Genomic DNA, 20902 nt, shown 5'->3' with positions numbered 1-20902 from the left:
TATTACTGGGGGCATGCAGGAAGAGACCGCACGCTCCGCGATCGACACGTTCATCTCCGCCTTCAACGCCTCCGACGACAGCTATGTGACTGCCCTGCTCTCCCAGGCCCTGACCTCGGACGTGGTCTTCTGGGGACCGTTGGGCCGCAGCGAAGGAATCGCGGCGGTCGAGCGGTTCGTGCTCGACATCCGACGCCACCCGGCGGGGACCGGCACGATGGTGCGCTGCTCGGCGGTGGACATGCCCGGCGAATGGGCCCGGTACCAGTGGGTGTTCACCACGCCCGACGGCGGTCCCCGCCTGGCGGGAACCGACGTCGTCCATCTGCGACGCAGCCTCATCGACCAGATCATCGTCTTCGCGGGCGAGATCGAGCCGTTCGCCTCCTGAGGCACCCTGAGGCACCCTGAGGCACCTGAGGCACCCTTCTGCCGTGGCGGAGAGCCTCAGACCCCCGCCGGTGCCTGCAGCGCCAGTGCCACCACATCCATCCGCGCCGGCGTTCCGAGCGCACCCCCGCAGCTCTCCGGCCGCGGCGGCTGCGCGGCGCCCTGCTCCACGGTCACGGCCCAGGTACGGCCGTCCGCATGCGCCACCGTGACCCGTCGGCGCGGCGGGGCCCCCGGGCCGCCCGCTTCGGCCGGCTCACTCCGTACGACGGACAGCACCCCGGCCCTCTCCTCGCCCACCGCCCTGCGCACCGCGAGCTCCGCCGCCTGCCCCGGGCGGTCCCAGGCGGAACTGCCGCGACAGCCGTCGGTGACGATGCGCCCCTCGTGTGCCGCCGTGAGGACCTGCCTGACGGCCCGGGCATCGAGGCGCCCGTACGCGTATCCGTACGGCAGTACGAGCAGCGTCGGTGAGAAGCGGTGGCCGCCCAGGTGGGTGACCTCCCAGGTGCCGCCCGCACCGCCGGCGGTCAGCTCGGCGGCCAACGGGCGGCCGAGCAGAGCGCAGCAGCGGTCGCGCTTGCCGTTGGTGCAGACGAACGCGAGCGGCTCATCGGTGTACACGCGGCCGCCCAGCTCCGCGTCGAATGAGGCCGCGTCACCCCGTCCGAGCGCGGCGAAGTCGAGTTCGGACAGCCGGGCGGGATCCGTGATGACGGCGCTGTGCAGCCAGGTACCGGCATCGGGCGCGGTGCCGCCCGCTGTGGGCCGTACATGCGCGGCGTGCACCTGGCGCGCGGCGGGGGAGTGGCAGTCGGCGTGCCGACCGGGCCGGCGGATGAGCGCGATCCGCACCCCCGTATCGGCGGCGGCCGCTTCGAGCGCGGCGCCGAGCGCACGGTCGAGATGACTGGACGTGAGCGCCTTGGCGCCCCACGGCCCCGGCTGCTCCACGAGCAGCCAGGTCCTGGCGGTGGCCGCGGTTCCCGCGAGAGGTTCGTCGAGTTCACGGGAGGCGGTGGCGCAGGTACTCACACAGGTGAGCCTAGCCTGACTCAGCCGTCGGGACGGAGTGGGAAGAGCGGGCGGCCCGGTGCCTGCGGGGCGTCAGGCACCTTGCCGTTCAGCCTCCCGCCGCTGCCCTGGGCGGCGGCCGCAGCGTACGCGTGCGCTGCCCAGCGCGCGGAACGGGCGGCCGCGGGCTGGGGCGCGGCCGCCTCGGAGCCGTCACCAGGCCAGGGTCGGTACGGCCGGGGCGAGATCGACGTGGGCGTACAGCTCGCCCCTCCCCGGGCGCTGGTCTTCCCGCTGACGATCCGACCTTTCGGGATGCCGTTCCTGCTGAGGGCATCGAGCTGGGGTCGAGTTCCTGGCCGAGGTGCGAGCAGCGGGCGTAGCCGACGCGGATGCCTGCGGTCGGCAGGTCCGGGGCGACGGCCGATCGGGACCGGGTGGCCGGGCCGCCACGGCCTTGCCGTCTACGCCGTGGAAGTGAGGTCGGCGCGGCCGAACAGCAGCGCGTGGCCGGTGGGGAGCTGGTGGAGGATGCGGGTGATGAGGTCGGGGCCGACGTGGGTGGCGACGGCGGCGAGGACGGAGCCGGTGTCCCAGCGTGTGGTGGCCAGGGAGGCGCCCGAGCGGCCGGCGAGGTCCTCGACGAAGGCCCATCCGGTCAGCGGCCGGGTGTCGGGGATCTGTGTGGTCAGGACACGTGCGGCTTCCAGGGGCAGGCAGGCGGCCAGGTCGACGCGTTCCTCGCCGGTCAGCTGGCGTCCCAGCCCCGCGAGAACAAGGCGGACGGCTTCCTCGGCTCTCTCGCGGGTGGGGTAGGCGCCTTCGCGGCGGACGTTCTCCAGCATCTGCTCATACGCCGTCGAGTGCGGCTGCTGGTGGTCAGCCCGTTCGCGCACGTCGGTGATCACTGCAGTGCATGCCTTTCGTGGAGCGGTGCGGGTATGTGGTACCGAGGCAGGGGTCAGGTGGGCTGGGGGCGGCCGAAGAGGAGGTCGTACCCGGCGGGGAGCTGGAGCAGGATCTGCACCAGGAGGTCCTCACCCGCCGTATCGGAGACCGTGGACAGTACGGCGCTGACGTCCCAGGTCGCGGTCTGCTCGGTGGCACCCTCGATCCAGGCCGCGGTCGCCCTCACGAACCGTTCCGGGGACAGTGGTTCGGCGCTCTGCAGCGGGTTGAGCAGGATCAGGGCGAATTCCTCCGGGAGACGCGCCGCAAGCTGGGCACGGACCTCGCCGACCAGATGTGCGCCGAGCAGGGCGAGCACCACACGTGCCGCACGCTCGGCCTCCTCCACGGTGCCGTACACGCCGCGCTCCTTCACGCGGTCGAGGAACACTTCGCGTCGCAGAGCCATCTCGCCGTCGCCCCTTCCTGTTCTTCGGCCTGCCCACGGGATGCGGAGGACGGGGTGGAGGGGAGGAAGATCAGATGCCCGTCCTCCGCACGCGTCCGGCTGATGTCAGCCGGAGATCTCCTTGTGGCCGGTCCCGGCGCCGATGGAGATCTTGCGGGGCTTGGCACGCTCGGCGATCGGGATACGCAGGGTCAGCACCCCCGCGTCGTAGTCGGCCTTGATGTGCTCGGTGTCGAGGGTGTCGGCGAGCACGATCTGGCGGGAGAAGATGCCCAGCGGCCGCTCGGACAGCTCCATCTGCACGTCGTCGGCCTTCGCCACCGGCCGGCGCTCCGCCTTGACCGTCAGCATGTTCCGCTCGACATCGATATCGAGCGCGTCCGTGCTGACGCCGGGAAGGTCGAATGCCACCACGTACTCGTCACCCTCGCGGTAGGCGTCCATCGGCATCGCCGACGGCCTCGACCAGGTACCCGGGCCCATCAGCTGCTGCGCCAGCCGGTCCAGCTCGCGGAAGGGGTCAGTGCGCATCAACATCGTGAAAACACCTCCAGCAGGTTCGGGCAGTCTCTGCCAATGCGCTTCACTGACACCGTTGTATCATGTCATCCAATGGACGACAAGTAGAATGTCGTCACTGCGATGACAAACCGAGGGAGGTGCCCGTGACCGCACCCGACCGGCCGGTTCCCGCCGACACTGACGCCGACGCCCACAGCCCGGCGTCGTTCCTCGCTGCGGCGGCGGCCCTGAAAGCCATCGACGATGCCCTGCGTGACGCCCAGCACGAGACACCCGGAACCCGCGGAGCCGGGCCCGCCCCGGAGCAGGCCCTCGCCTCGCTACTGCTGCTGCGGCAGGTACGTGAGCGGCTCGCCGGATGGGAGACCGGCCTGATCGAAACGGCCCGGAACGCGGGCGCCAGCTGGGCCGACCTCGCCTCTCCGCTGGGTGTCGCCAGCCGCCAGGCCGCCGAGCGCCGCTACCTCCGCGGCCGTCCCGGCCCGGCCGGGACCACCGGCGAACAGCGCGTGACGGCCACCCGCCAGGCCCGTGCCGCCGATCGCGACACCGCCGCCTGGGCCCGCCGCAATGCGGCCGACCTGCGCCGCCTCGCCGGCCAGATCACCGCCCTCACCGACCTTCCCCCCGCCGCCCGCCGCCCGCTCGATGAGCTGCACGCGGCCCTTGCCCACAGCGACCCCGTGGACCTCATCACCCCCCTTGCGGCCGCCCGCCCCCACCTGGCCGCCGCCCACCCGGACCTCGCAGCCCGGCTCGACACGCTCACTCCCCCTTCCGCCCGCTGCCCCGCAGCAGCCCAGCCAGCCTCCGCCCCCGGGCGGAACCGTTGACTGCCCTCGAAGCCCAGCGGCAGATCGTCCTCGGGGTGCGCCGCCGGTGCGCCGATACCCGGATCTTCCGTCGGACGGCAGATCCGCCGGCTGACCGGCACACAGCCAAGGGGTGTCCCGTCGGGGGTGCGAGGGCAGCTGCTCCCGCCCGGCTTGGAACCGCGCGGGTTCGCGGATTCCTGAGCGCGAACGGGGCGGCGCCAGCGCGTGGTTGGGGGCATGGCGGCGCGTGCGGGGTGGGTCCGTGCGTCTGCTTCAGCTTCGGAGGGTGCAGGGGACTTCGGCTACCTCCTGGACATGTCGTGTGGAGGCGTTGCCTCGGAGGGGGGCTTCATTCCACTGGCCCGCGCAGGGCCTGGAACCGGTCGCACCCTGCCCGGACTCATCCGTGCCCCGCCCACTGACGCCAGGCGCTCGCCGGTTCGGAAGGGATCCCGCGACACGCCCGTGCCATCGAGCGCTGCTTGACGTCCACGATCGGCATGGCTGCAATGCGCCGACCACCGCACCGGGCATCCGTGCTCGTGAGTGCTGCGGGGTATCGCGCAGGAACTCGGCGGCCCGCTGGGCGACTTCGCCACGAGGTGGGGCGCGAGGTGGAGCGATCCCCGCGGAGCCCGAGCCGGGCTGTGAGTTCCGCGCGAACGTCGGGTGCCGTTCCGGCGGCGCGATAGGAGGGAGCGGAACCCACTCAGGAGGTGCCTGCGCTCGGCTGAGGCCGTTGTCCACAGTCCGGCCGAACGCAGGCCGGTGCGTCACGCGTCGGGGATGTCCGCTTTCGCGCGTACCAGGGTCTCTCTGCTGACGATCACGACACGCTCGTAGTCGGCGACGCCGGCGTCGGCGGGGAGCTTGTCCTTGAGGTCGGCTGTGGCTTCCGTCCCGATCACAGCGAAGTTGCCGTCGCTCAGTTCGAAGACATCGGGGCAGGTGGCGGCAGAGGCGCTTCCGCGGGCGCTCGGGGGTACCCCGATGCGGCGAACAATCTTCACGGACCGGTCCTTCGGTGTGCAGTGACAGCTGACACTGGAGGTATCGGCGTGAACGGCGGAGGAGTTACTGAATTAGCTCTGTTGGGCTCAGTCCGGCGGCGGGACACCCACCACGAACCAGTCCCCGTCACCGTCCTGCAGCTCCTGGAACAGCTCTTCGGCCATCTGGCCGATCTGCGCCTCCTCGGATGAGGGGTCGAGGGCCAGACGGTGGTCGCGCGTCAGTTCCCAGTACTCACGGATGTACGGGCTCTGGAAGAGCTCACGCAGATGACCGAAGAGCTCGCGCTTGGTGAGGAGGCCGGACGTATGCAGATGGAGCGCGTTCACGTACCAGAGATTGGCGTAGATCATCTGGCGTCGCTTCTCGGGGCAGAGTTCGACCCGGTAGTTGTCGATGACCACGGCAAGGCTGGGATCGTCGATGGCCTTGCTGAGCAACTCCCAGTGCATGCGCTGCTGATGCGCCCGGGCGTCGCGCCGCCTCGACTCCGCGAACACGGCGTGGTCGCAGACCGGTGCAGTGCCCTGTTGATGGCGCAGGGCCGAAGCTCCGGCGGCGAAGCCGGCGACGATCGCGGTCACGTACCGCAGTGCGAGGCAACTCTTTGTGGCCATGTCAACCCCCGGAAAAGGCGACCGTCCGCCGGCCGTCGGGTGCGGGGCGACAGGGAGCGGGACCGGCGAGCGGTGGGCGGAGCGCTTGCAGCCCCCCGGAGTGCCGATCGACGCTGATCTGCGGGAGGGGGAGGGGCGGTGCACCGTCGCCGTACTGATGTCACGACATGCACGCCGTGCTGTCTCTGTGCCCCACATCCGGTGTGAACAATCGTTTACCACGGTCCGTACGGCAAAAAATTCTGCACTCAGTGCCGTCACGGGCCGCACAGACGGCCCCCGCCGCCCCCGCCGCCCGCTCTGCCTATGCTGTCCCGGTTCCACCGTCGCTCCACGAAAGGCGCAGCGTGACCGAGCGTCAGATTCCCGTCGTCGTCCTCGCCGGATTCCTCGGTGCGGGCAAGACCACCCTGCTCAATCACCTGCTCAGAGGAAGTGGCGGTACCCGGGTCGGGGTCGTGGTCAATGACTTCGGGGCCATCGAGATCGATGCGCTGTCCGTGTCGGGGCAGGTCGGCTCGGCCGTCTCGCTCGGCAACGGCTGTCTCTGCTGTGCCGTCGACAGCAGCGAGCTCGACACGTATCTGGAGAAGCTCACCCACCCCTCGGTGGGGCTCGACGTCATCGTGATCGAGGCGAGCGGGCTCGCCGAGCCGCAGGAACTGGTGCGGATGCTGCTCGCCAGCGACAATCCGTACGCCGTGTACGGCGGCCTGGTCGAGGTGGTCGACGCGGCCGAGTTCGAGGCCACCCGCGAGCGTCATCCCGAGATCGAACGGCACCTTGTGCCCGCCGACCTGATTGTGCTCAACAAGGCCGACCGGGTCGGACAGGATGACCTTGTGCGGGTGCGCAGGGAGGTCAGGGAGGCGGGTGCGACGGCTGCGGTGGTTGAGGCCTCGTACGGCCGGATCGACCCCGAGCTGCTCTTCGAGCGGCGGCCGAGTGCCGAACGGATCGGGCAGCTGTCGTTCGACGACGTGCGGGAGGACGCCGAGGGCTCGGACGGCGCGGCGGGTGGCGGCCCGCACGGGCATCATCTGCACGCCGGCTACGACACCGTCTCGTTCACCTCGAAGGAGCCGATGAGTCCGCGGCGGCTGCTCGATTTCCTGGACGGACGGCCCGAAGGGCTGTACCGGATCAAGGGGTTCGTCGACTTCGGTGTGCAGGACGAGCACAACCGGTATGCGCTGCACGCCGTCGGCCGGTTCCTGCGGTTCACGCCCGAGCCCTGGGGGCCGGGGGAGACGCGGCTCACTCAGCTTGTGCTGATCGGATCCGGTGTTGATGCCGCAGCGCTGCGCGCCGGCCTCGACGCGTGCCGGGACGATCTGCCGCAGAAGGCCCGGCCCGAGTCCATGTGGGGCGTGCTGCGTTTCGTACGAGGTGATGGCAGCGAAGAGGCCGAGGCGTCCCACGCCGATGCCCGTGCCGACGCTCACGAAGACGCCCCGCCCGCGGTGGCTCGCCTGGTTCAGCCCTGAACACAGGCGAGCCAGTTGATCAGCAGGCTGTTGACCTCGTCGGGGCGTTCCTGCTGGACCCAGTGGCCGCAGCCGCCCAGGAGGTGGGAGGCGGACAGGGCGGGCAGGGTGGCGGGGTAGGCGTCGATGGCATCGGCCATCCAGGTGGTGGAGGCGTCCAGTGTGCCGCCGACGAACAAGGCGGGCTGTCTGATGGGGGATCCGCGGTAGGGGGCGAGGTCTTCCCAGTCACGGTCCATGCTGCGGTAGCGGTTGAGGGCGCCGGTCAGGCCGGTGCGTTCGAACTCCCCGGCGTAGACGTCGAGGTCCTCCTCGCTCAGCCATGCCGGGAGCGGGCCGGTGGGAAAGCGGTCGCGCAGCCGGCCGCCGTGCGCGACGAAGTGCGGGTCGGGCTCGCTCTCGCCCGGCATGGTGTCGGCGGACAGGGCCGCGTAGAAGCCTGCGAGCCAGCCCCGGACGTCGGGCTCGATCTCCGCTTCGGCACGGCCGGGCTCCTGGAAGTAGGAGACGTAGAACTCCTGATCGGGCCCGCCGATCCGGCCGAAGACGTCGGTGGGGCGGGGGCCGCCGGGCGGCGCGTACGGGACACTCAGCAAGCCGACCGCGGAGAAGACCCCGGGGTGGAGCAGAGCGGAGGCGGAGGCGATGTTGGAGCCCCAGTCGTGGCCGACGATCACCGCGCTTTCCTCGCCGAGGGCACGCACCACGGCGACGTTGTCCTCCACCAGGTCGAGCATTCGGTAGGCGTCGGACGCGGCGGGCTTGGAGGAACGGCCGTAGCCGCGCACGTCGATCGCCACCGCCCGGTACCCGGCTGCGGCGAGAGCCGGGAGCTGGCGGCGCCAGGAGTACCAGGACTCGGGGAAGCCGTGCACGAGAAGGACCAGCGGGCCGCAGCCCTGCTCAGCCAGATGCAGGCGTCCGGCCGGGCCTTCGACGACGCGGTGGCTGGGTGTGGCGGTCGGCTCGGTTCGCATGGGCGGCTTCTCCTCGGTTCGCGGGCGGCCGGCGGGTGCCCATCGATCATGCGACGTGGCGGCCTCCCGACGCGATCACCCTTGCCAACCTGGCAAGCTTGCAGGCCAACGGGGTGAAGCGGCACAGAGAGAGGAACGGGGACGGTGCCAGGAGACAATTCGGCGCAGATGCTGGCGGAGATGGGGCCCAGGCTGCGGGGCGTGCGCGAGCGCCGTGGCGTCACACTCGCCGATGTCAGCCGCGCGACCGGCATCTCCCCCAGCACGCTGTCGCGGATCGAGACCGGCCGACGCAGGCCCACCCTGGAAGTGCTGCTACAGCTGGCGAAGGAGTACGGAGTCGCCCTGGACGAGCTGGCCGGCACCGCACCCGCTCCTGCGGCCGAGCCCCGCAGTACGGCGCCGCGCAGCTTCGGCGACGACAAGGCGGTGCTGCCGCTGACCCGCTACGTCGGTGGCCTGCATGCTCACAAGCACGTCCTGCCTGCCGGTGCGGAGCCGCCCGAGCGGCCCCGGCAGGCGTCCCACGAGGGCTACGAATGGCTGTGTGTCCTGTACGGGCGGCTGTGGCTCGCACTCGGCAGCCAGGACCTTGTCCTGACTGCCGGTGAGGTCGCCGAGTTCGACACCCGCGTCCTTCACGGAGTCGCGAACGCCGGATCCGACGGGCCGGTCGAATATCTGATCATGTTCGGCCCGCAGGGGGAACGTCTACGGCTGCGCACCCCGCCACCATCCGGTCGCGGCACCGGTGACAGAAAGGCCGCTGAATGAGCAGGTGCGACCGGCCCCACCTCTGATCGCCTGCAACCACTGCAGACACCGGACTCATTCACCTGGGGCCCGCCCCCTGGACGGGCCCCGGCCGGAGGGATCACACCAGCCCGGACACCGCCGCCACCGGCTTGCCCAGTGAGACCCCCGAGCCGTCGCGGCGCGGATCCAGTTCGGGGAGGGCGGACGGTGAGCCGTTGCGCTGGGCGGCCTTGGCCGGGACCGGGCCCGTCCAGGCGAAGGCCAGGCAGTCCTCGCCCTTGAGGAAGCGTTGGGCGCGGACGCCGCCCGTCGCGCGGCCCTTGCGCGGGTAGACGTCGAACGGGGTTGCCTTGGCGGTCGTCTGTACCGAGTCGTCGAGTGTGCCGCGTGAGCCCGCGACGGTGAACACCACCGCATCGGCCGCCGGATCCACCGCGTCGAACGAGATGACCTTCGCCCCGGCGGACAGCTTGATGCCCGCCATGCCGCCGGCCGCCCGTCCCTGCGGGCGGACCTGCGAGGCCTGGTAGCGCAGGAGCTGGGCGTCATCGGTGATGAAGACCAGGTCCTCCTCGCCGGTGCGCAGTTCGCAGGCGCCGATGATCCGGTCGCCGTCCTTGAGGGTGATGACCTCCAGCTCGTCCTTGTTCGACGGATAGTCCGGCACGACGCGTTTGACCACCCCCTGCTCCGTACCGAGGGCGAGGCCGGGTGAGGACTCGTCGAGTGTGGTCAGACAGACCAGGCTTTCGCCGTCCTCCAGGCTCAGGAACTCCGCGATCGGTGCTCCGCCCGAGAGGCTGGGCGCCGCCGCAGTGTCCGGCAGCTGGGGCAGATCGATGACGTTCAGTCGCAGCAGCCGCCCGGAGGAGAGCACCGCGCCGACCTCACCGCGCTGCGTGGCGGGCACCGCCGAGATGATCACATCGTGTTTGACCCGCTTGGCGTCGGCGTCGAAGGTGACATCGGCCGTGGCCGTACGCGCGAGCAGCCCCGTGGACGAGAGCAGCACCCGGCACGGGTCGTCCGCGACCTCCAGCGGCACCGCGGCCGCCGGGGCGCCCGCCGACTCCAGGAGCACGGTGCGCCGGTCGGTGCCGAACTTCTTCGCCACCGCGGCGAGTTCGGAGGAGACGAGCTTGCGCAGCTCGGCATCCGATTCGAGGATCTTCGTGAGCTTCTCGATCTCGGCGGTGAGCTTGTCGCGCTCCGCCTCCAGCTCGATCCGGTCGAACTTGGTGAGGCGGCGCAGCGGCGTGTCGAGGATGTACTGGGTCTGTACGTCGCTCAGCGAGAACCGCTCCATCAGGCGCTCCTTGGCCTGTGCGGAGTTCTCGCTGGAGCGGATCAGACGGATGACCTCGTCGATGTCGAGCAGTGCGACGAGCAGGCCCTCGACCAGGTGCAGCCGGTCGCGCTTCTTGCCGCGCCGGAACTCGCTGCGGCGGCGCACGACCTCGAAGCGGTGGTCGAGGTACACCTCAAGGAGCTCCTTGAGGCCGAGGGTGAGCGGCTGGCCGTCGACCAGCGCCACATTGTTGATGCCGAAGGACTCCTCCATCGGCGTCAGCTTGTAGAGCTGTTCGAGGACCGCCTCCGGCACGAAGCCGTTCTTGATCTCGATGACGAGGCGCAGCCCGTGCGCCCGGTCCGTGAGGTCCTTGACGTCCGCGATGCCCTGCAGCTTCTTCGAGCCGACCAGGTCCTTGATCTTGGAGATGACCTTCTCGGGGCCGACCGTGAACGGCAGTTCGGTGACGATGATGCCCTTGCGGCGGGCGGTCACCGTCTCGACCGTGGTCGTGGCGCGGATCTTGAAGCTGCCGCGCCCCTTCTCGTAGGCGTCCTTGATGCCGGAGAGCCCGACGATCCGGCCGCCCGTGGGGAGGTCCGGGCCCGGGATGTAACGCATCAGCGTTTCCAGGTCCGCGCCCGGGTGCTTGATCAGGTGGCGGGCCGCGGCGATGACCTCGCCGAGGTTGTGCGGCGGCATGTTGGTGGCCATGCCGACGGCGATCCCGGAGGCGCCGTTGACCAGGAGGTTCGGATACGCGGCCGGGAGAGCGACCGGCTCCTGCTCCTGGCCGTCGTAGTTGGGCGTGAAGTCCACCGTGTTCTCGTCGATGGACTCGGTCATCAGCGAGGTGGCGTCGGCCATCTTGCACTCGGTGTACCGCATCGCGGCCGGCGGGTCGTCGTTGCCGAGCGAACCGAAGTTGCCGTGGCCGTCGACCAGCGGCAGCCGCATCGAGAACGGCTGCGCCATGCGGACGAGCGCGTCGTAGATCGACGCATCGCCGTGCGGGTGCAATTTACCCATGACCTCGCCCACGACGCGGGCGCACTTCACATAGCCGCGGTCGGGGCGCAGGCCCATCTCGTTCATCTGGTAGACGATGCGGCGGTGCACCGGCTTCATCCCGTCCCGTGCGTCCGGCAGGGCGCGCGAGTAGATGACCGAGTAGGCGTACTCCAGGAAGGAGCCCTGCATCTCGTCGACGACGTCGATGTCGAGGATCTTCTCCTCGAAATCTTCCTCCGGCGGCGGGGTCTTCGTGCTGCGGCGGGCCATCGCTGCTGCGGCTCCTTCACCTATCAAGTGCGGATCAACGCGGATCTCTGACGCGGACCATTGTGGACCGCCCCACTGACATCGCGGACGCCGACCCGGCTCAGCGCCACCCGATGTGACCGCCGAGACCGGCGGCAGCGCCCACCGGTGGCCCGCTGCAGCGCCACCCGATGTGATCGCTCAGGGCTGAGCCGGGCAGGGAACTTACCCGGATGTCCGCGCGCTTGCATACAGTGACAGAACTCTCCGTCCGACATCGAAGGGACCACATGCCCATGGGTCACACGGCCACCGCCGAGGCCGGCTCCGGCGGCCTGACAGCGACCGAGCACCGCCTGGCCAACGGCCTGCGCGTCGTGCTCTCCGAGGACCATCTGACCCCGGTTGCGGCGGTGTGCCTCTGGTACGACGTCGGCTCGCGGCACGAGGTCAAGGGGCGTACGGGCCTGGCCCACCTCTTCGAGCACCTGATGTTCCAGGGCTCGGGCCAGGTCAAGGGCAACGGCCACTTCGAACTGGTACAGGGCGCGGGCGGTTCGCTCAACGGGACCACCAGCTTCGAGCGCACCAACTACTTCGAGACCATGCCCGCCCACCAGCTGGAGCTCGCGCTCTGGCTGGAGGCCGACCGCATGGGCTCGCTGCTGCTCGCCCTCGACGAGGAGTCGATGGAGAACCAGCGCGACGTGGTGAAGAACGAGCGCCGCCAGCGTTACGACAATGTGCCCTACGGCACGGCCTTCGAGAAGCTCACCGCCCTCTCGTACCCCGAGGGCCACCCGTACCACCACACGCCGATCGGCTCGATGGCCGATCTGGACGCGGCCACCCTCGAGGACGCGCGGACGTTCTTCCGTACGTACTACGCGCCGAACAACGCGGTCCTCTCGGTCGTCGGCGACATCGACCCCGAGCAGACCCTCGCCTGGATCGAGAAGTACTTCGGCTCGATCCCCGCCCACGACGGCAAGCAGCCGCCGCGCGACGGCGCCCTGCCCGAGGTGCACGGCGGGGAGCAGCGCGTCGTGGTCGAGGAGGAGGTGCCGGCCCGCGCGCTGATGGCCGCCTACCGCCTGCCGCACGACGGAAGCCGGGAGTGCGACGCCGCCGACCTGGCGCTGACCGTGCTCGGCGGCGGGGAGTCCTCGCGGCTCTACAACCGTCTCGTACGACGCGACCAGACCGCCGTGACCGCCGGATTCGGGCTGCTGCGCCTGGCCGGAGCGCCTTCGCTCGGCTGGCTGGACGTGAAGACCTCCGGCGATGTCGAGGTGCCGGTCATCGAGGCCGCGGTCGACGAGGAGCTCGCGCGCTTTGCCGCCGAGGGGCCGAGTGCGGAGGAGATGGAGCGCGCCCAGGCCCAGTTGGAGCGCGAATGGCTGGACCGGCTCGGCACGGTCGCGGGCCGCGCCGACGAACTCTGCCGCTTCACGGTCCTGTTCGGCGACCCGCAGCTCGCCCTCACCGCCGTGGACCGCGTCCTGTCGGTGACGGCCGAGGAAGTGCAGGCGGTCGCCAAGGCCCGCCTGCGCCCCGACAACCGGGCGGTGCTGGTGTACGAACCGGTCGAGGCAGAGGCAGAGGCAGAGGAAGAGGAAGAGGACGACACCCGGGCGGCCGCGGCCGCCGAGGGCGTGCAGCACGCAGAGGAGGGGGCGCAGTGAGCGAGCTCGCCACCATGGACTTCCACCCGCAGCCCCAGGCCGGCGAGGCCAGGCCCTGGGCCTTCCCCGCCCCCGACCGCGGCGCCCTGCCCAACGGGCTGACCGTGCTGCGCTGCCACCGTCCCGGTCAGCAGGTCGTCGCCGTCGAGATCTTCCTCGCCGCGCCCCTCGACGCCGAGCCGGAGGGCCTGGACGGGCTCGCGACCATCATGGCGCGCGCCTTCTTCGAAGGCACCGACAAGCTGAACGCCGAGGAGTTCGCGGCCGAACTGGAGCGCTGCGGCGCCACCCTGGACGCCCACGCCGACCACCCGGGCGTGCGGGTCTCCCTCGAAGTCCCCGTGTCCCGGCTGCCGAAGGCGCTCGGCCTGCTCGCCGACGCCCTGCGCGCACCTGCCTTCGCGCCGGACGAGGTCGGCCGCCTCGTACGCAACCGGCTCGACGAGATCCCGCACGAGCTCGCCAACCCGGCGCGCCGCGCCGCCAAGGAGCTCTACAAGGAGCTGTTCCCGGCCACCGCGCGCATGTCGCGCCCGCGCCAGGGCACCGAGGAGACGGTCGCCCGCATCGACGCCGATGCCGTACGGACGTTCTACGAGGCGTGGGTGCGGCCCTCCACCGCCACCGCCGTGGTCGTGGGCGACCTGTCCGGCACCGATCTGGACGCCCTGCTCGCCGAGACCCTCGGCGAGTGGACCGCCGCGCCCGGCCAGGCCCGCCCGGTCCCGCCGGTCACCGCCGACGACACCGGCCGGGTGGTCATCGTCGACCGCCCGGGCGCCGTTCAGACGCAGCTGCTCATCGGCCGCATCGGCCCGGACCGGCACGACCGCGTCTGGCCCGCCCAGGTGCTCGGCACGTACTGCCTGGGCGGCACCCTGACCTCCCGTCTGGACCGCGTCCTGCGCGAGGAGAAGGGCTATACGTACGGCGTACGGGCCTTCGGCCAGGTGCTGCGCTCGGCCCCCGACGGCACGGGCGCGTCCCTGCTCGCCATCAACGGCTCGGTGGACACGCCGCACACGGGCCCGGCGCTCGACGACCTGTGGAAGGTGCTCCGCACCCTCGCGGCCGAGGGCCTGACCGATGCCGAACGCGAGACGGCCGTGCAGAACCTGGTCGGGGTGGCGCCACTGCGCTACGAGACCGCGGCGGCCGTCGCGGACACCCTCGCCGACCAGGTGGAACAGCATCTCCCGGACGACTTCCAGGCGCAGTTGTACCGCCTGCTCACCGAGACCGGCACGGTCGAGTCGACGGCCGCCGTCGTCAGCGCCTTCCCGGTGGACCGTCTCGTCACGGTCCTCGTGGGCGACGCCTCCGAGATCGCCGAGCCCGTGAAGGCGCTCGGCATCGGCGAAGTGACGGTGGTCACGGGCTAGTCGGGACGGTCGTGCGCGAGGCGACCGACCGTGGCTGACAGGGGCTCCGGAGGCATTCCGGGGCCCCTGTTCGCCGTTGATATCCCTGTATGTCCGAATTAGTGGGGAGGTTGAGGGTCTGTCCTGTGGCATGCGCGACAAAGTGCCGGTTCCGTTTGTTGATTGTCAGATGTCCCGTTTAGCGTCGGGTCCCGCTGTTCGTCCGCAGTACGCCGCATCCGTGGCAACGGGCAGCCATCGCCGAGTCCCCGTCAGGCGCGAGCCTGGGGAGCCGGGGACCCACACGCAGTCCCTGGGGTGAATCGGACGGCCGCCCGGCGGTCGCCCGTAGGAGACCTTCCTGCTCCGAACCCTCCCCCAAGGCCTTAAGGGCCAGGGGGTGCCCCCTGCTAACCCGGTAGGCGAGAGGGAAGGAAAGGACACCGCCGCTCCATGGCTTTCTCCCGTGCCACCGGGAAGCACCGTCGTGCCTCCGCGCTCACCCGCAGGACGGCGGGCATCGCGGGCGTCGCCGCCCTCACCGCCACCGGCGTGATCGGCTCGCTCGGCTCCACCGCGTACGCCGCGGAATCCAAGACCGTCGAGGACAACGGGCTGACCACCCTGGCGTCGTCCTCCCTCGCGGACACCCTCGCCGAGCGCATCGACGCCCAGGCCGAGGCGCAGGAAGAGGCCGCCGAGAAGGCTGCCGCCGAGGAGAAGGCGAAGGCCGAGGCCAAGCGCAAGGCGGAGGCGAGGGCCAAGGCCAAGGCGAAGGCCGAGCGCGAGGCCAAGGAGCGTGCTGCCCGCGAGGCCGAGCGCAAGCGCCTCAACTCCTTCGTCGCCCCGGTCGCCGGCAGCTACGTCTCCGCCGCCTACAAGGCAGGCGGCGCCGTCTGGTCCTCCGGCAGCCACACCGGCATCGACATCCACGCCGCGTCCGGCACCTCGGTGCGCTCCGTCGGCATGGGCACCGTCGTCGAGGCCGGCTGGGGCGGCGCGTACGGCAACAACGTCGTGATCAGGATGAAGGACGGCGTGTACACCCAGTACGGCCACCTCTCCGCGATCAACGTCACGGTCGGCCAGCAGGTCACCCCCGGCCAGCAGATAGGTCTCTCCGGCGCCACCGGCAACGTGACCGGCCCGCATCTGCACTTCGAGGCCCGCACCACCCCCGACTACGGATCGGACATCGACCCCGTCGGCTATCTGCGTTCGCGCGGCGTCAGTCTCTGAATTCCGTCGAATTCCCGCCACCCCTCGGAAAATCCAGGGAACCTGCAATAAGCTCCCTGGAAGTTATCCGGAGTGTGGGCAACGGGGCGGTGGTCAGGACATGCGCATTCCCGCGCAGGCGGTATGCACGGCCATAAGGGACGACATCGTCTCCGGGGTCTTCCCGCGCGGCGGCAGACTCACCGAGAGTGTGCTCGCCCGCCGCTACGGCGTCTCCCGCGTACCCGTCCGTGAGGCCCTGCGCACCCTGCAGGCAGAAGGCTTCGTCGTCATCCGCCGGCACGCAGGGGCGCAGGTCGCCGAGCCCACCGCCCAGGAGGGCGCCGACCTCCTCGACGTACGGATGCTGCTCGAACCGCTGGCCGCGGCACGGGCCGCCCAGCGGCGCAGCGAGGCGCACGTCAAAGTGCTCCGCGGCCTGGTCAGGCTCGGGCAGGAGCGGGCGCGGCGCGGCCGGAGCGAGGATCTGCGCAGCCTCGACGGCTGGTTCCACGAGACCCTCGCGCAGGCCTCGGCCAGCCCGGGCCTGATCGCCCTGCTCACCCAGCTGCGCCACAAGATCGCCTGGATGTACGGGGCCGAGTCACCGCAGCGGCCCGCCGAGACCTGGGCCGAACACGGCGCGATCGTGGACGCGGTGGCCCGCGGCGATGCCGAACGGGCCCGCCTGCTCGCCGCCCAGCACGCCGAACGTGCCGACCGTCGTACGAGCGGCGTGAACGGCATGAACCCCATGAACGGCATGAACCCCATGAACACTGTGAGCGGTTCGCAACATCGCGTAAACAAGCTGAGCGGGCAGATTTAACAATGTGTCCGTATAAAAAGAGGTGAATTCGACGGGGGTTTGTTTCATGCGCCTGAAATCGAGCCCGCGCAGTTCGTGTGCGCTCGTATTCAGGTGTCAGCGACGGCATTGCCGTTGATGGCGGGCCGCTCGCCTTTCCCGGAAAACGACTGAGCCGCTGCCACCGATTCGGTGGCAGCGGCTCAGTGCGGATGCGGTCCGGGAATCAGACCGTCTCGGGCAGCTCCTCGAGGCCCTCGGCCACCAGCTTCGCCAGGCGGTCGAGCGCGGCCTCCGCGCCCTCGGCCTCGGAGGCCAGCACGATCTCCTCGCCGCCCTGGGCGCCCAGGCCGAGGACCGCGAGCATCGAGGCGGCGTTGACGGGGTTGCCGTCGGCCTTGGCGATCGTCACCGGGACGCCGGAGGCGGTGGCCGCACGGACGAAGATGGAGGCGGGACGGGCGTGGAGGCCCTCGGCCCAGCCGACGTTGACGCGGCGCTCAGCCATGTGATGCTGCCCTTCAGGTTTCGCTCAAGCCTTGTCTAGACCAGTGTCTCATGCTGCGGCGGATGGTCCTGCAGGACCATCCGCCGCAGCATGAGACCCAGGGCGGCATGCCGCCCCACGGTCGCCCGGCCCCAGCAGGACCGAGGGTCCGGAGTCCTCCAAGACTGCAACGCTCCCGCCGGGCGCGCGACCCGTACTCTGGCCCCATGCAGCCGCCGCCGGAGCCGATGCAGCAGCCGTCCCAGCCGGACCCTTCGCGCGGTCCCACGCAGCAACCCCCGCGCGGGCCTTCGCACGAGCCCTCGCCCGAGTCCTCCCAGGCGTATCCCGCGCACTGGGAGGCCGATGTGGTGCTGCGCGACGGCGGCACCGCCCGGATCCGGCCGATCACCACCGAGGACGCCGAGCGGCTCGTCAGCTTCTACGAGCAGGTCTCGGACGAGTCGAAGTACTACCGTTTCTTCGCGCCCTACCCCCGCCTGTCCGCCAAGGACGTGCGCCGGTTCACCCACCACGACTACGTGGACCGGGTGGGGCTCGCGGTCACGGTCGCCGGCGAGTTCATCGCGACGGTGCGCTACGACCGGATCGACGAGAACGGGCGGCCCGCCTCCGGCGACGCGGACGAGGCCGAGGTCGCCTTCCTCGTCCAGGACGCCCACCAGGGGCGCGGCGTGGCCTCCGCGCTGCTCGAACACATCGCGGCGGTGGCCCGCGAGCGGGGGATCAGGCGCTTCGTGGCCGAGGTGCTGCCGAACAACAACAAGATGATCAAGGTGTTCCGGGACGCGGGATACGTCCAGCAGCGGAGCTTCGAGGACGGCGTCGTCCGCCTGGAGTTCGGCCTCGAACCCACCGAGGCCTCCCTCGCCGTGCAGCGCGCCCGCGAGCAGCGCGCCGAGGCGCGCTCGGTGCAGTGGCTGCTCGCGCCCGCCTCCGTCGCCGTGATCGGCGTCGGCCGGCGGCCCGGGGGAGTGGGCCGGACGGTGCTGCAGGGGCTGGTCCGCGGCGGGTTCACCGGGCGGGTCCACGCGGTGAACTCCTCGTTCCCGGCCGCGGAACCCGGGGGAGAGGGCAGGACGGAGGCCGAGCGGGTACCCGACGGGCCCGAGGGTGCGGCGGAGGGCGAGCGGGCGCCCGGGACCGAGGGGGTGCCGGAGGCCGAGCGGGCGCCCGGGACCGATGGTGTGCCCCTCATCGAGGGCGTCCCCACCGTCCCCTCGGTCCTCGCCGTCGCGGAGCCCGTCGACCTCGCCGTCATCGCCGTCCCGGCCGCACAGGTGCCGGCCGTCGTCGCCGAGTGCGGCGAGAAGGGTGTACGGGGGCTCGTCGTCCTCTCCGCGGGCTATGCCGAATCCGGGCCCGAGGGACGCGGACGCCAGCGGGAACTCGTGCGTCAGGCCCGCTCGTACGGCATGCGGCTGATCGGTCCGAACGCCTTCGGCGTCATCAACACCGCCCCCGATCTGCGGCTGAACGCCTCCCTCGCACCCGAGCTGCCCGCCGGGGGCCGGATCGGGCTCTTCACCCAGTCGGGCGGCATCGGGATCGCCCTGCTCGCGGGCCTGCACCGGCGCGGCGCCGGGCTCTCCTCCTTCGTCAGCGCGGGAAACCGGGCGGACGTCTCGGGCAACGATGTCCTGCAGTTCTGGTACGACGATCCGCGCACCGACGTCGTCCTCATGTACCTGGAGTCGATCGGCCACCCGCGCAAGTTCACCCGCCTCGCCCGCCGAGCCGCCCTCGCGAAGCCGCTTGTCGTGGTGCAGGGCGCCCGGCACGGCGGCGTCGCACCCGCCGGGCATGCCGTGCCCGGCACCCGGCTGCCGCACGCCACGGTCTCGGCGCTGCTGCGCCAGGCCGGTGTCATCCGCGTCGACACGGTGACCGAGCTGGTGGACGCCGGGCTGCTGCTCGCCGGCCAGCCCCTGCCGGCCGGGCCCCGGGTGGCCATCCTCGGCAATTCGGAATCCCTCGGCCTGCTCACGTACGACGCGTGTCTCGCCCGGGGTCTGCGCCCGAAGCGCCCCCTGGACCTCACGACGTCGGCCACGCCCGAGGACTTCCGGAACGCGCTGAGCCGGGCGCTCGCGGACGACACCTGCGATGCCGTCGTGGTCACGGCGATCCCCTGGGTGCGGGAGGGCGGCGCCGCAAGCCGCGAGGACCTCGCGGCGGCCCTGCGCGAGGCGACCGCGTCCGGGCCGCCGAAACCGGTGGTGGTCGTGGCGGTGGAACTCGGCGGCCTGGCCGAGGCCCTCTCGGCGGCGACGCGCACGGCGCCGGGGCGTGCGGACGGCGGGGCGGGGGCTTCGCCCGGTGCGACCGGCATGGCCGGTCCGGCGGCCTCGTCCGGTTTGATGACCGCCGGTGAGGCATCTACCGGTGAGACGACCGCCGGCGAGCGGTCCGCGGCAAAGGCCGCGGCGGCCACTGCGGCGACCGCGGCCGGGCCCACCCCGCCGGAGCAGGCCGGCCGGACCCAGGCGGCAGGCGCCCCCAAAGCCGGCGCCGCGGCGGCGGGGGCCGACTCCCCGCCGGCAGGGCAGCAGGAGCAGCCCCTCGGCCCGCAGCCGGACCGTGCTCCCCTCGCCATCCCCACCTACCCCGCCGCCGAACGCGCCGCCCGCGCCCTCGGAGAGGCCTGGGCCTACACGCAGTGGCGGCGCGCGGCTGCCGAGCCGGGGAAGGTGCCCGAGCTCGAACGGATCGACGAGAAGGGCGCGGAGGCCTGGATCGAGGCGGCCGGGCGCGGCCACACGGACCCCGCCGGCTTCGAACTCGGCGCCGAGGACACCGCCGCGCTCCTGGGCCTCTACGGCATCGACGTCACCGGCTCGCAGCCCGCCGAGGACGAGGCCGCCACCGTCGCCGCGGCCGCCGCCATGGGCTACCCGGTGGCGCTCAAGGCCACCGCACCCCACCTCCGTCACCGCCCCGACCTCGGTGCCGTACGCCTCGACCTGGCGAACGAGGAGCAGCTGCGGGCCGCCCACGCCGAGCTGACCGCCCTGCTCGGCAAGGGCGAGGAATCGCGGCTCGTCGTGCAGCCCATGGTGCCGAGGGGCGTGGACACGGTCGTACGGGCAGCGGTGGACCCGGGCGTCGGGGCCGTCCTCTCCTTCGGCCTGGCGGGCGCACCCTCCCAGCTCCTCGGCGACACGGCGCACCGTCTGATCCCGGTCACGGACCGCGAGGCCGCGGAACTCGTCCGCTCGATCCGCACCGCACCGCTCCTCTTCGGCTGGCGCGGCTCCGACCCGGCGGACACGGCAGCGCTCGAGGAACTTCTGCAGCGACTGTCCCGCCTTCTCGACGATCACCCCCAGATCGTGGCCGTGGACCTGGAACCCGTGATCGTCGCGACCCGCGGCGTCCACGTCCTGGCCGCCCGGGCCCGTCTCGCCCCACCACCGGCCCGCGACGACCTGGGCCCACGCACCCTGCCTACGTACTGACACCCCGCCGACGTACTGACCTCACCCCCTGCCGACGTACTGCCCCCACCCGGCCCGCTCCGGCGACCGCACCCAGCGCTTTCCGGCCGACCCCGCCCACCCCGTTCCGAGCCCGGCCCGTGAACGGCAATCCCGCCCCCAGCCCGGTCACCGCTGTCACCTCACCCCCAAAGAGCCTGCTTGCGAGCCCCCGCCTGCGCCCCGACGCCCGGCACGCACTCTCGCCGCACGGCGCCCCAGGACAGGTGGCTCCTTCCCCAAGCTCTCGGCTTCGCTCGAGCAGGGGAGGCCCCATTCATGACCTGGAACACCGCACGCCGAGAGCACGCACCGAACGCCGCTGCGCCGCCCTTCGGGCGAACGACGG

Annotated in this window: 18 protein-coding genes; 9 read left to right on the top strand and 9 right to left on the bottom strand. The window is 71.5% G+C overall.

The features are described from left to right. The first annotated feature begins 13 nt into the window (after nucleotides 1–13). Entirely contained in the window at nucleotides 14–391 is a 378-nt protein-coding gene (locus tag ACLF6P_RS08565) for a nuclear transport factor 2 family protein (RefSeq protein WP_415949255.1), read from the top strand. A gap of 56 nt (nucleotides 392–447) precedes the next feature. Here ACLF6P_RS08565 and ACLF6P_RS08560 read toward each other — a convergent pair whose 3' ends face one another. The 4 genes from ACLF6P_RS08560 to ACLF6P_RS08545 form a co-directional block, all read right to left on the bottom strand. Further along, on the bottom strand, nucleotides 448–1425 hold the full coding sequence (locus ACLF6P_RS08560) for a sucrase ferredoxin (protein WP_415949254.1): 978 nt from the start codon (nucleotides 1423–1425) through the stop codon (nucleotides 448–450). A 443-nt stretch (nucleotides 1426–1868) separates the two neighbouring features. Then, the gene (locus ACLF6P_RS08555; RefSeq protein WP_415949253.1) at nucleotides 1869–2312 is read right to left on the bottom strand and encodes a DUF2267 domain-containing protein; all 444 of its coding nucleotides are present in this window, start codon (nucleotides 2310–2312) and stop codon (nucleotides 1869–1871) included. 53 nt (nucleotides 2313–2365) lie between these two features. Then, complete coding sequence (locus ACLF6P_RS08550; protein ID WP_415949252.1) at nucleotides 2366–2761, bottom strand: DUF2267 domain-containing protein; 396 nt, start codon at nucleotides 2759–2761, stop codon at nucleotides 2366–2368. Nucleotides 2762–2866: 105 nt separating this feature from the next. Further along, the gene (locus ACLF6P_RS08545) at nucleotides 2867–3298 is read right to left on the bottom strand and encodes an Hsp20/alpha crystallin family protein (RefSeq protein WP_415949251.1); all 432 of its coding nucleotides are present in this window, start codon (nucleotides 3296–3298) and stop codon (nucleotides 2867–2869) included. A gap of 128 nt (nucleotides 3299–3426) precedes the next feature. On the opposite strand from ACLF6P_RS08545, the gene ACLF6P_RS08540 reads away from it, so the two are divergent. Further along, nucleotides 3427–4116 carry a type III effector protein gene (locus tag ACLF6P_RS08540; RefSeq protein ID WP_415949250.1) on the top strand — a complete coding sequence of 230 codons (690 nt, stop codon included), beginning with the start codon at nucleotides 3427–3429 and terminating at the stop codon, nucleotides 4114–4116. A gap of 755 nt (nucleotides 4117–4871) precedes the next feature. On the opposite strand, the gene ACLF6P_RS08535 is transcribed toward ACLF6P_RS08540, so the two are convergent. Both ACLF6P_RS08535 and ACLF6P_RS08530 read right to left on the bottom strand, forming a co-directional pair. Further along, nucleotides 4872–5108 (bottom strand): hypothetical protein, encoded by a 237-nt coding sequence (locus tag ACLF6P_RS08535; protein WP_415949249.1) that lies wholly within the window; start codon nucleotides 5106–5108, stop codon nucleotides 4872–4874. A gap of 87 nt (nucleotides 5109–5195) precedes the next feature. Further along, on the bottom strand, nucleotides 5196–5726 hold the full coding sequence (locus ACLF6P_RS08530) for a DUF6082 family protein (protein WP_415949248.1): 531 nt from the start codon (nucleotides 5724–5726) through the stop codon (nucleotides 5196–5198). A 347-nt stretch (nucleotides 5727–6073) separates the two neighbouring features. Between ACLF6P_RS08530 and ACLF6P_RS08525 the strand changes: the two genes are divergently transcribed. Next, on the top strand, nucleotides 6074–7213 hold the full coding sequence (locus ACLF6P_RS08525; protein WP_415949247.1) for a CobW family GTP-binding protein: 1140 nt from the start codon (nucleotides 6074–6076) through the stop codon (nucleotides 7211–7213). Here ACLF6P_RS08525 and ACLF6P_RS08520 read toward each other — a convergent pair. After that, nucleotides 7204–8190: an alpha/beta fold hydrolase gene (locus ACLF6P_RS08520; RefSeq protein WP_415949246.1), complete on the bottom strand. Its 987-nt coding sequence runs from the start codon at nucleotides 8188–8190 to the stop codon at nucleotides 7204–7206. The two genes, ACLF6P_RS08525 and ACLF6P_RS08520, sit on opposite strands and share 10 nt — an antisense overlap. A 168-nt stretch (nucleotides 8191–8358) precedes the next feature. Here ACLF6P_RS08520 and ACLF6P_RS08515 point away from each other — a divergent pair, with 168 nt between their 5' ends. After that, nucleotides 8359–8964, top strand: coding sequence for a helix-turn-helix domain-containing protein (locus ACLF6P_RS08515; RefSeq protein WP_415949344.1), 606 nt, complete (start codon nucleotides 8359–8361; stop codon nucleotides 8962–8964). Between the two features lie 100 nt (nucleotides 8965–9064). Here the strand turns inward: ACLF6P_RS08515 and ACLF6P_RS08510 are convergent, their stop codons facing one another. After that, nucleotides 9065–11518 carry a DNA gyrase/topoisomerase IV subunit A gene (locus ACLF6P_RS08510; protein ID WP_415949245.1) on the bottom strand — a complete coding sequence of 818 codons (2454 nt, stop codon included), beginning with the start codon at nucleotides 11516–11518 and terminating at the stop codon, nucleotides 9065–9067. 269 nt (nucleotides 11519–11787) lie between these two features. On the opposite strand from ACLF6P_RS08510, the gene ACLF6P_RS08505 reads away from it, so the two are divergent. The 4 genes from ACLF6P_RS08505 to ACLF6P_RS08490 all read left to right on the top strand — a co-directional run bounded on the left by ACLF6P_RS08505 (nucleotide 11788) and on the right by ACLF6P_RS08490 (nucleotide 16590). Continuing rightward, entirely contained in the window at nucleotides 11788–13182 is a 1395-nt protein-coding gene (locus tag ACLF6P_RS08505) for a M16 family metallopeptidase (RefSeq protein ID WP_415949244.1), read from the top strand. Continuing rightward, the gene (locus tag ACLF6P_RS08500) at nucleotides 13179–14564 is read left to right on the top strand and encodes a M16 family metallopeptidase (protein ID WP_415949243.1); all 1386 of its coding nucleotides are present in this window, start codon (nucleotides 13179–13181) and stop codon (nucleotides 14562–14564) included. The genes ACLF6P_RS08505 and ACLF6P_RS08500 overlap by 4 nt, the downstream gene beginning before the upstream one ends. 432 nt (nucleotides 14565–14996) lie before the next feature. Then, on the top strand, nucleotides 14997–15782 hold the full coding sequence (locus tag ACLF6P_RS08495; protein WP_415949242.1) for a M23 family metallopeptidase: 786 nt from the start codon (nucleotides 14997–14999) through the stop codon (nucleotides 15780–15782). Nucleotides 15783–15882: 100 nt separating this feature from the next. Next, nucleotides 15883–16590 carry a GntR family transcriptional regulator gene (locus ACLF6P_RS08490; protein WP_415949241.1) on the top strand — a complete coding sequence of 236 codons (708 nt, stop codon included), beginning with the start codon at nucleotides 15883–15885 and terminating at the stop codon, nucleotides 16588–16590. A gap of 205 nt (nucleotides 16591–16795) precedes the next feature. Here the strand turns inward: ACLF6P_RS08490 and ACLF6P_RS08485 are convergent, their stop codons facing one another. Next, a complete protein-coding gene (locus ACLF6P_RS08485) occupies nucleotides 16796–17077 on the bottom strand; it encodes an HPr family phosphocarrier protein (protein ID WP_415949240.1) in 282 nt (93 codons plus the stop codon). Nucleotides 17078–17283: 206 nt separating this feature from the next. Here ACLF6P_RS08485 and ACLF6P_RS08480 point away from each other — a divergent pair, with 206 nt between their 5' ends. Then, nucleotides 17284–20535, top strand: a complete 3252-nt coding sequence (locus tag ACLF6P_RS08480) for a bifunctional acetate--CoA ligase family protein/GNAT family N-acetyltransferase (RefSeq protein WP_415949239.1) — start codon at nucleotides 17284–17286, stop codon at nucleotides 20533–20535. The last annotated feature ends 367 nt before the right edge of the window (nucleotides 20536–20902 follow it).

This window comes from Streptomyces lothianensis (assembly GCF_047779955.1).
In the GTDB taxonomy this organism is placed as follows: Bacteria; Actinomycetota; Actinomycetes; order Streptomycetales; family Streptomycetaceae; genus Streptomyces.
Note: the sequence above shows the minus strand (reverse complement) of the source record. Positions and strands in the feature narration are given on the sequence as shown.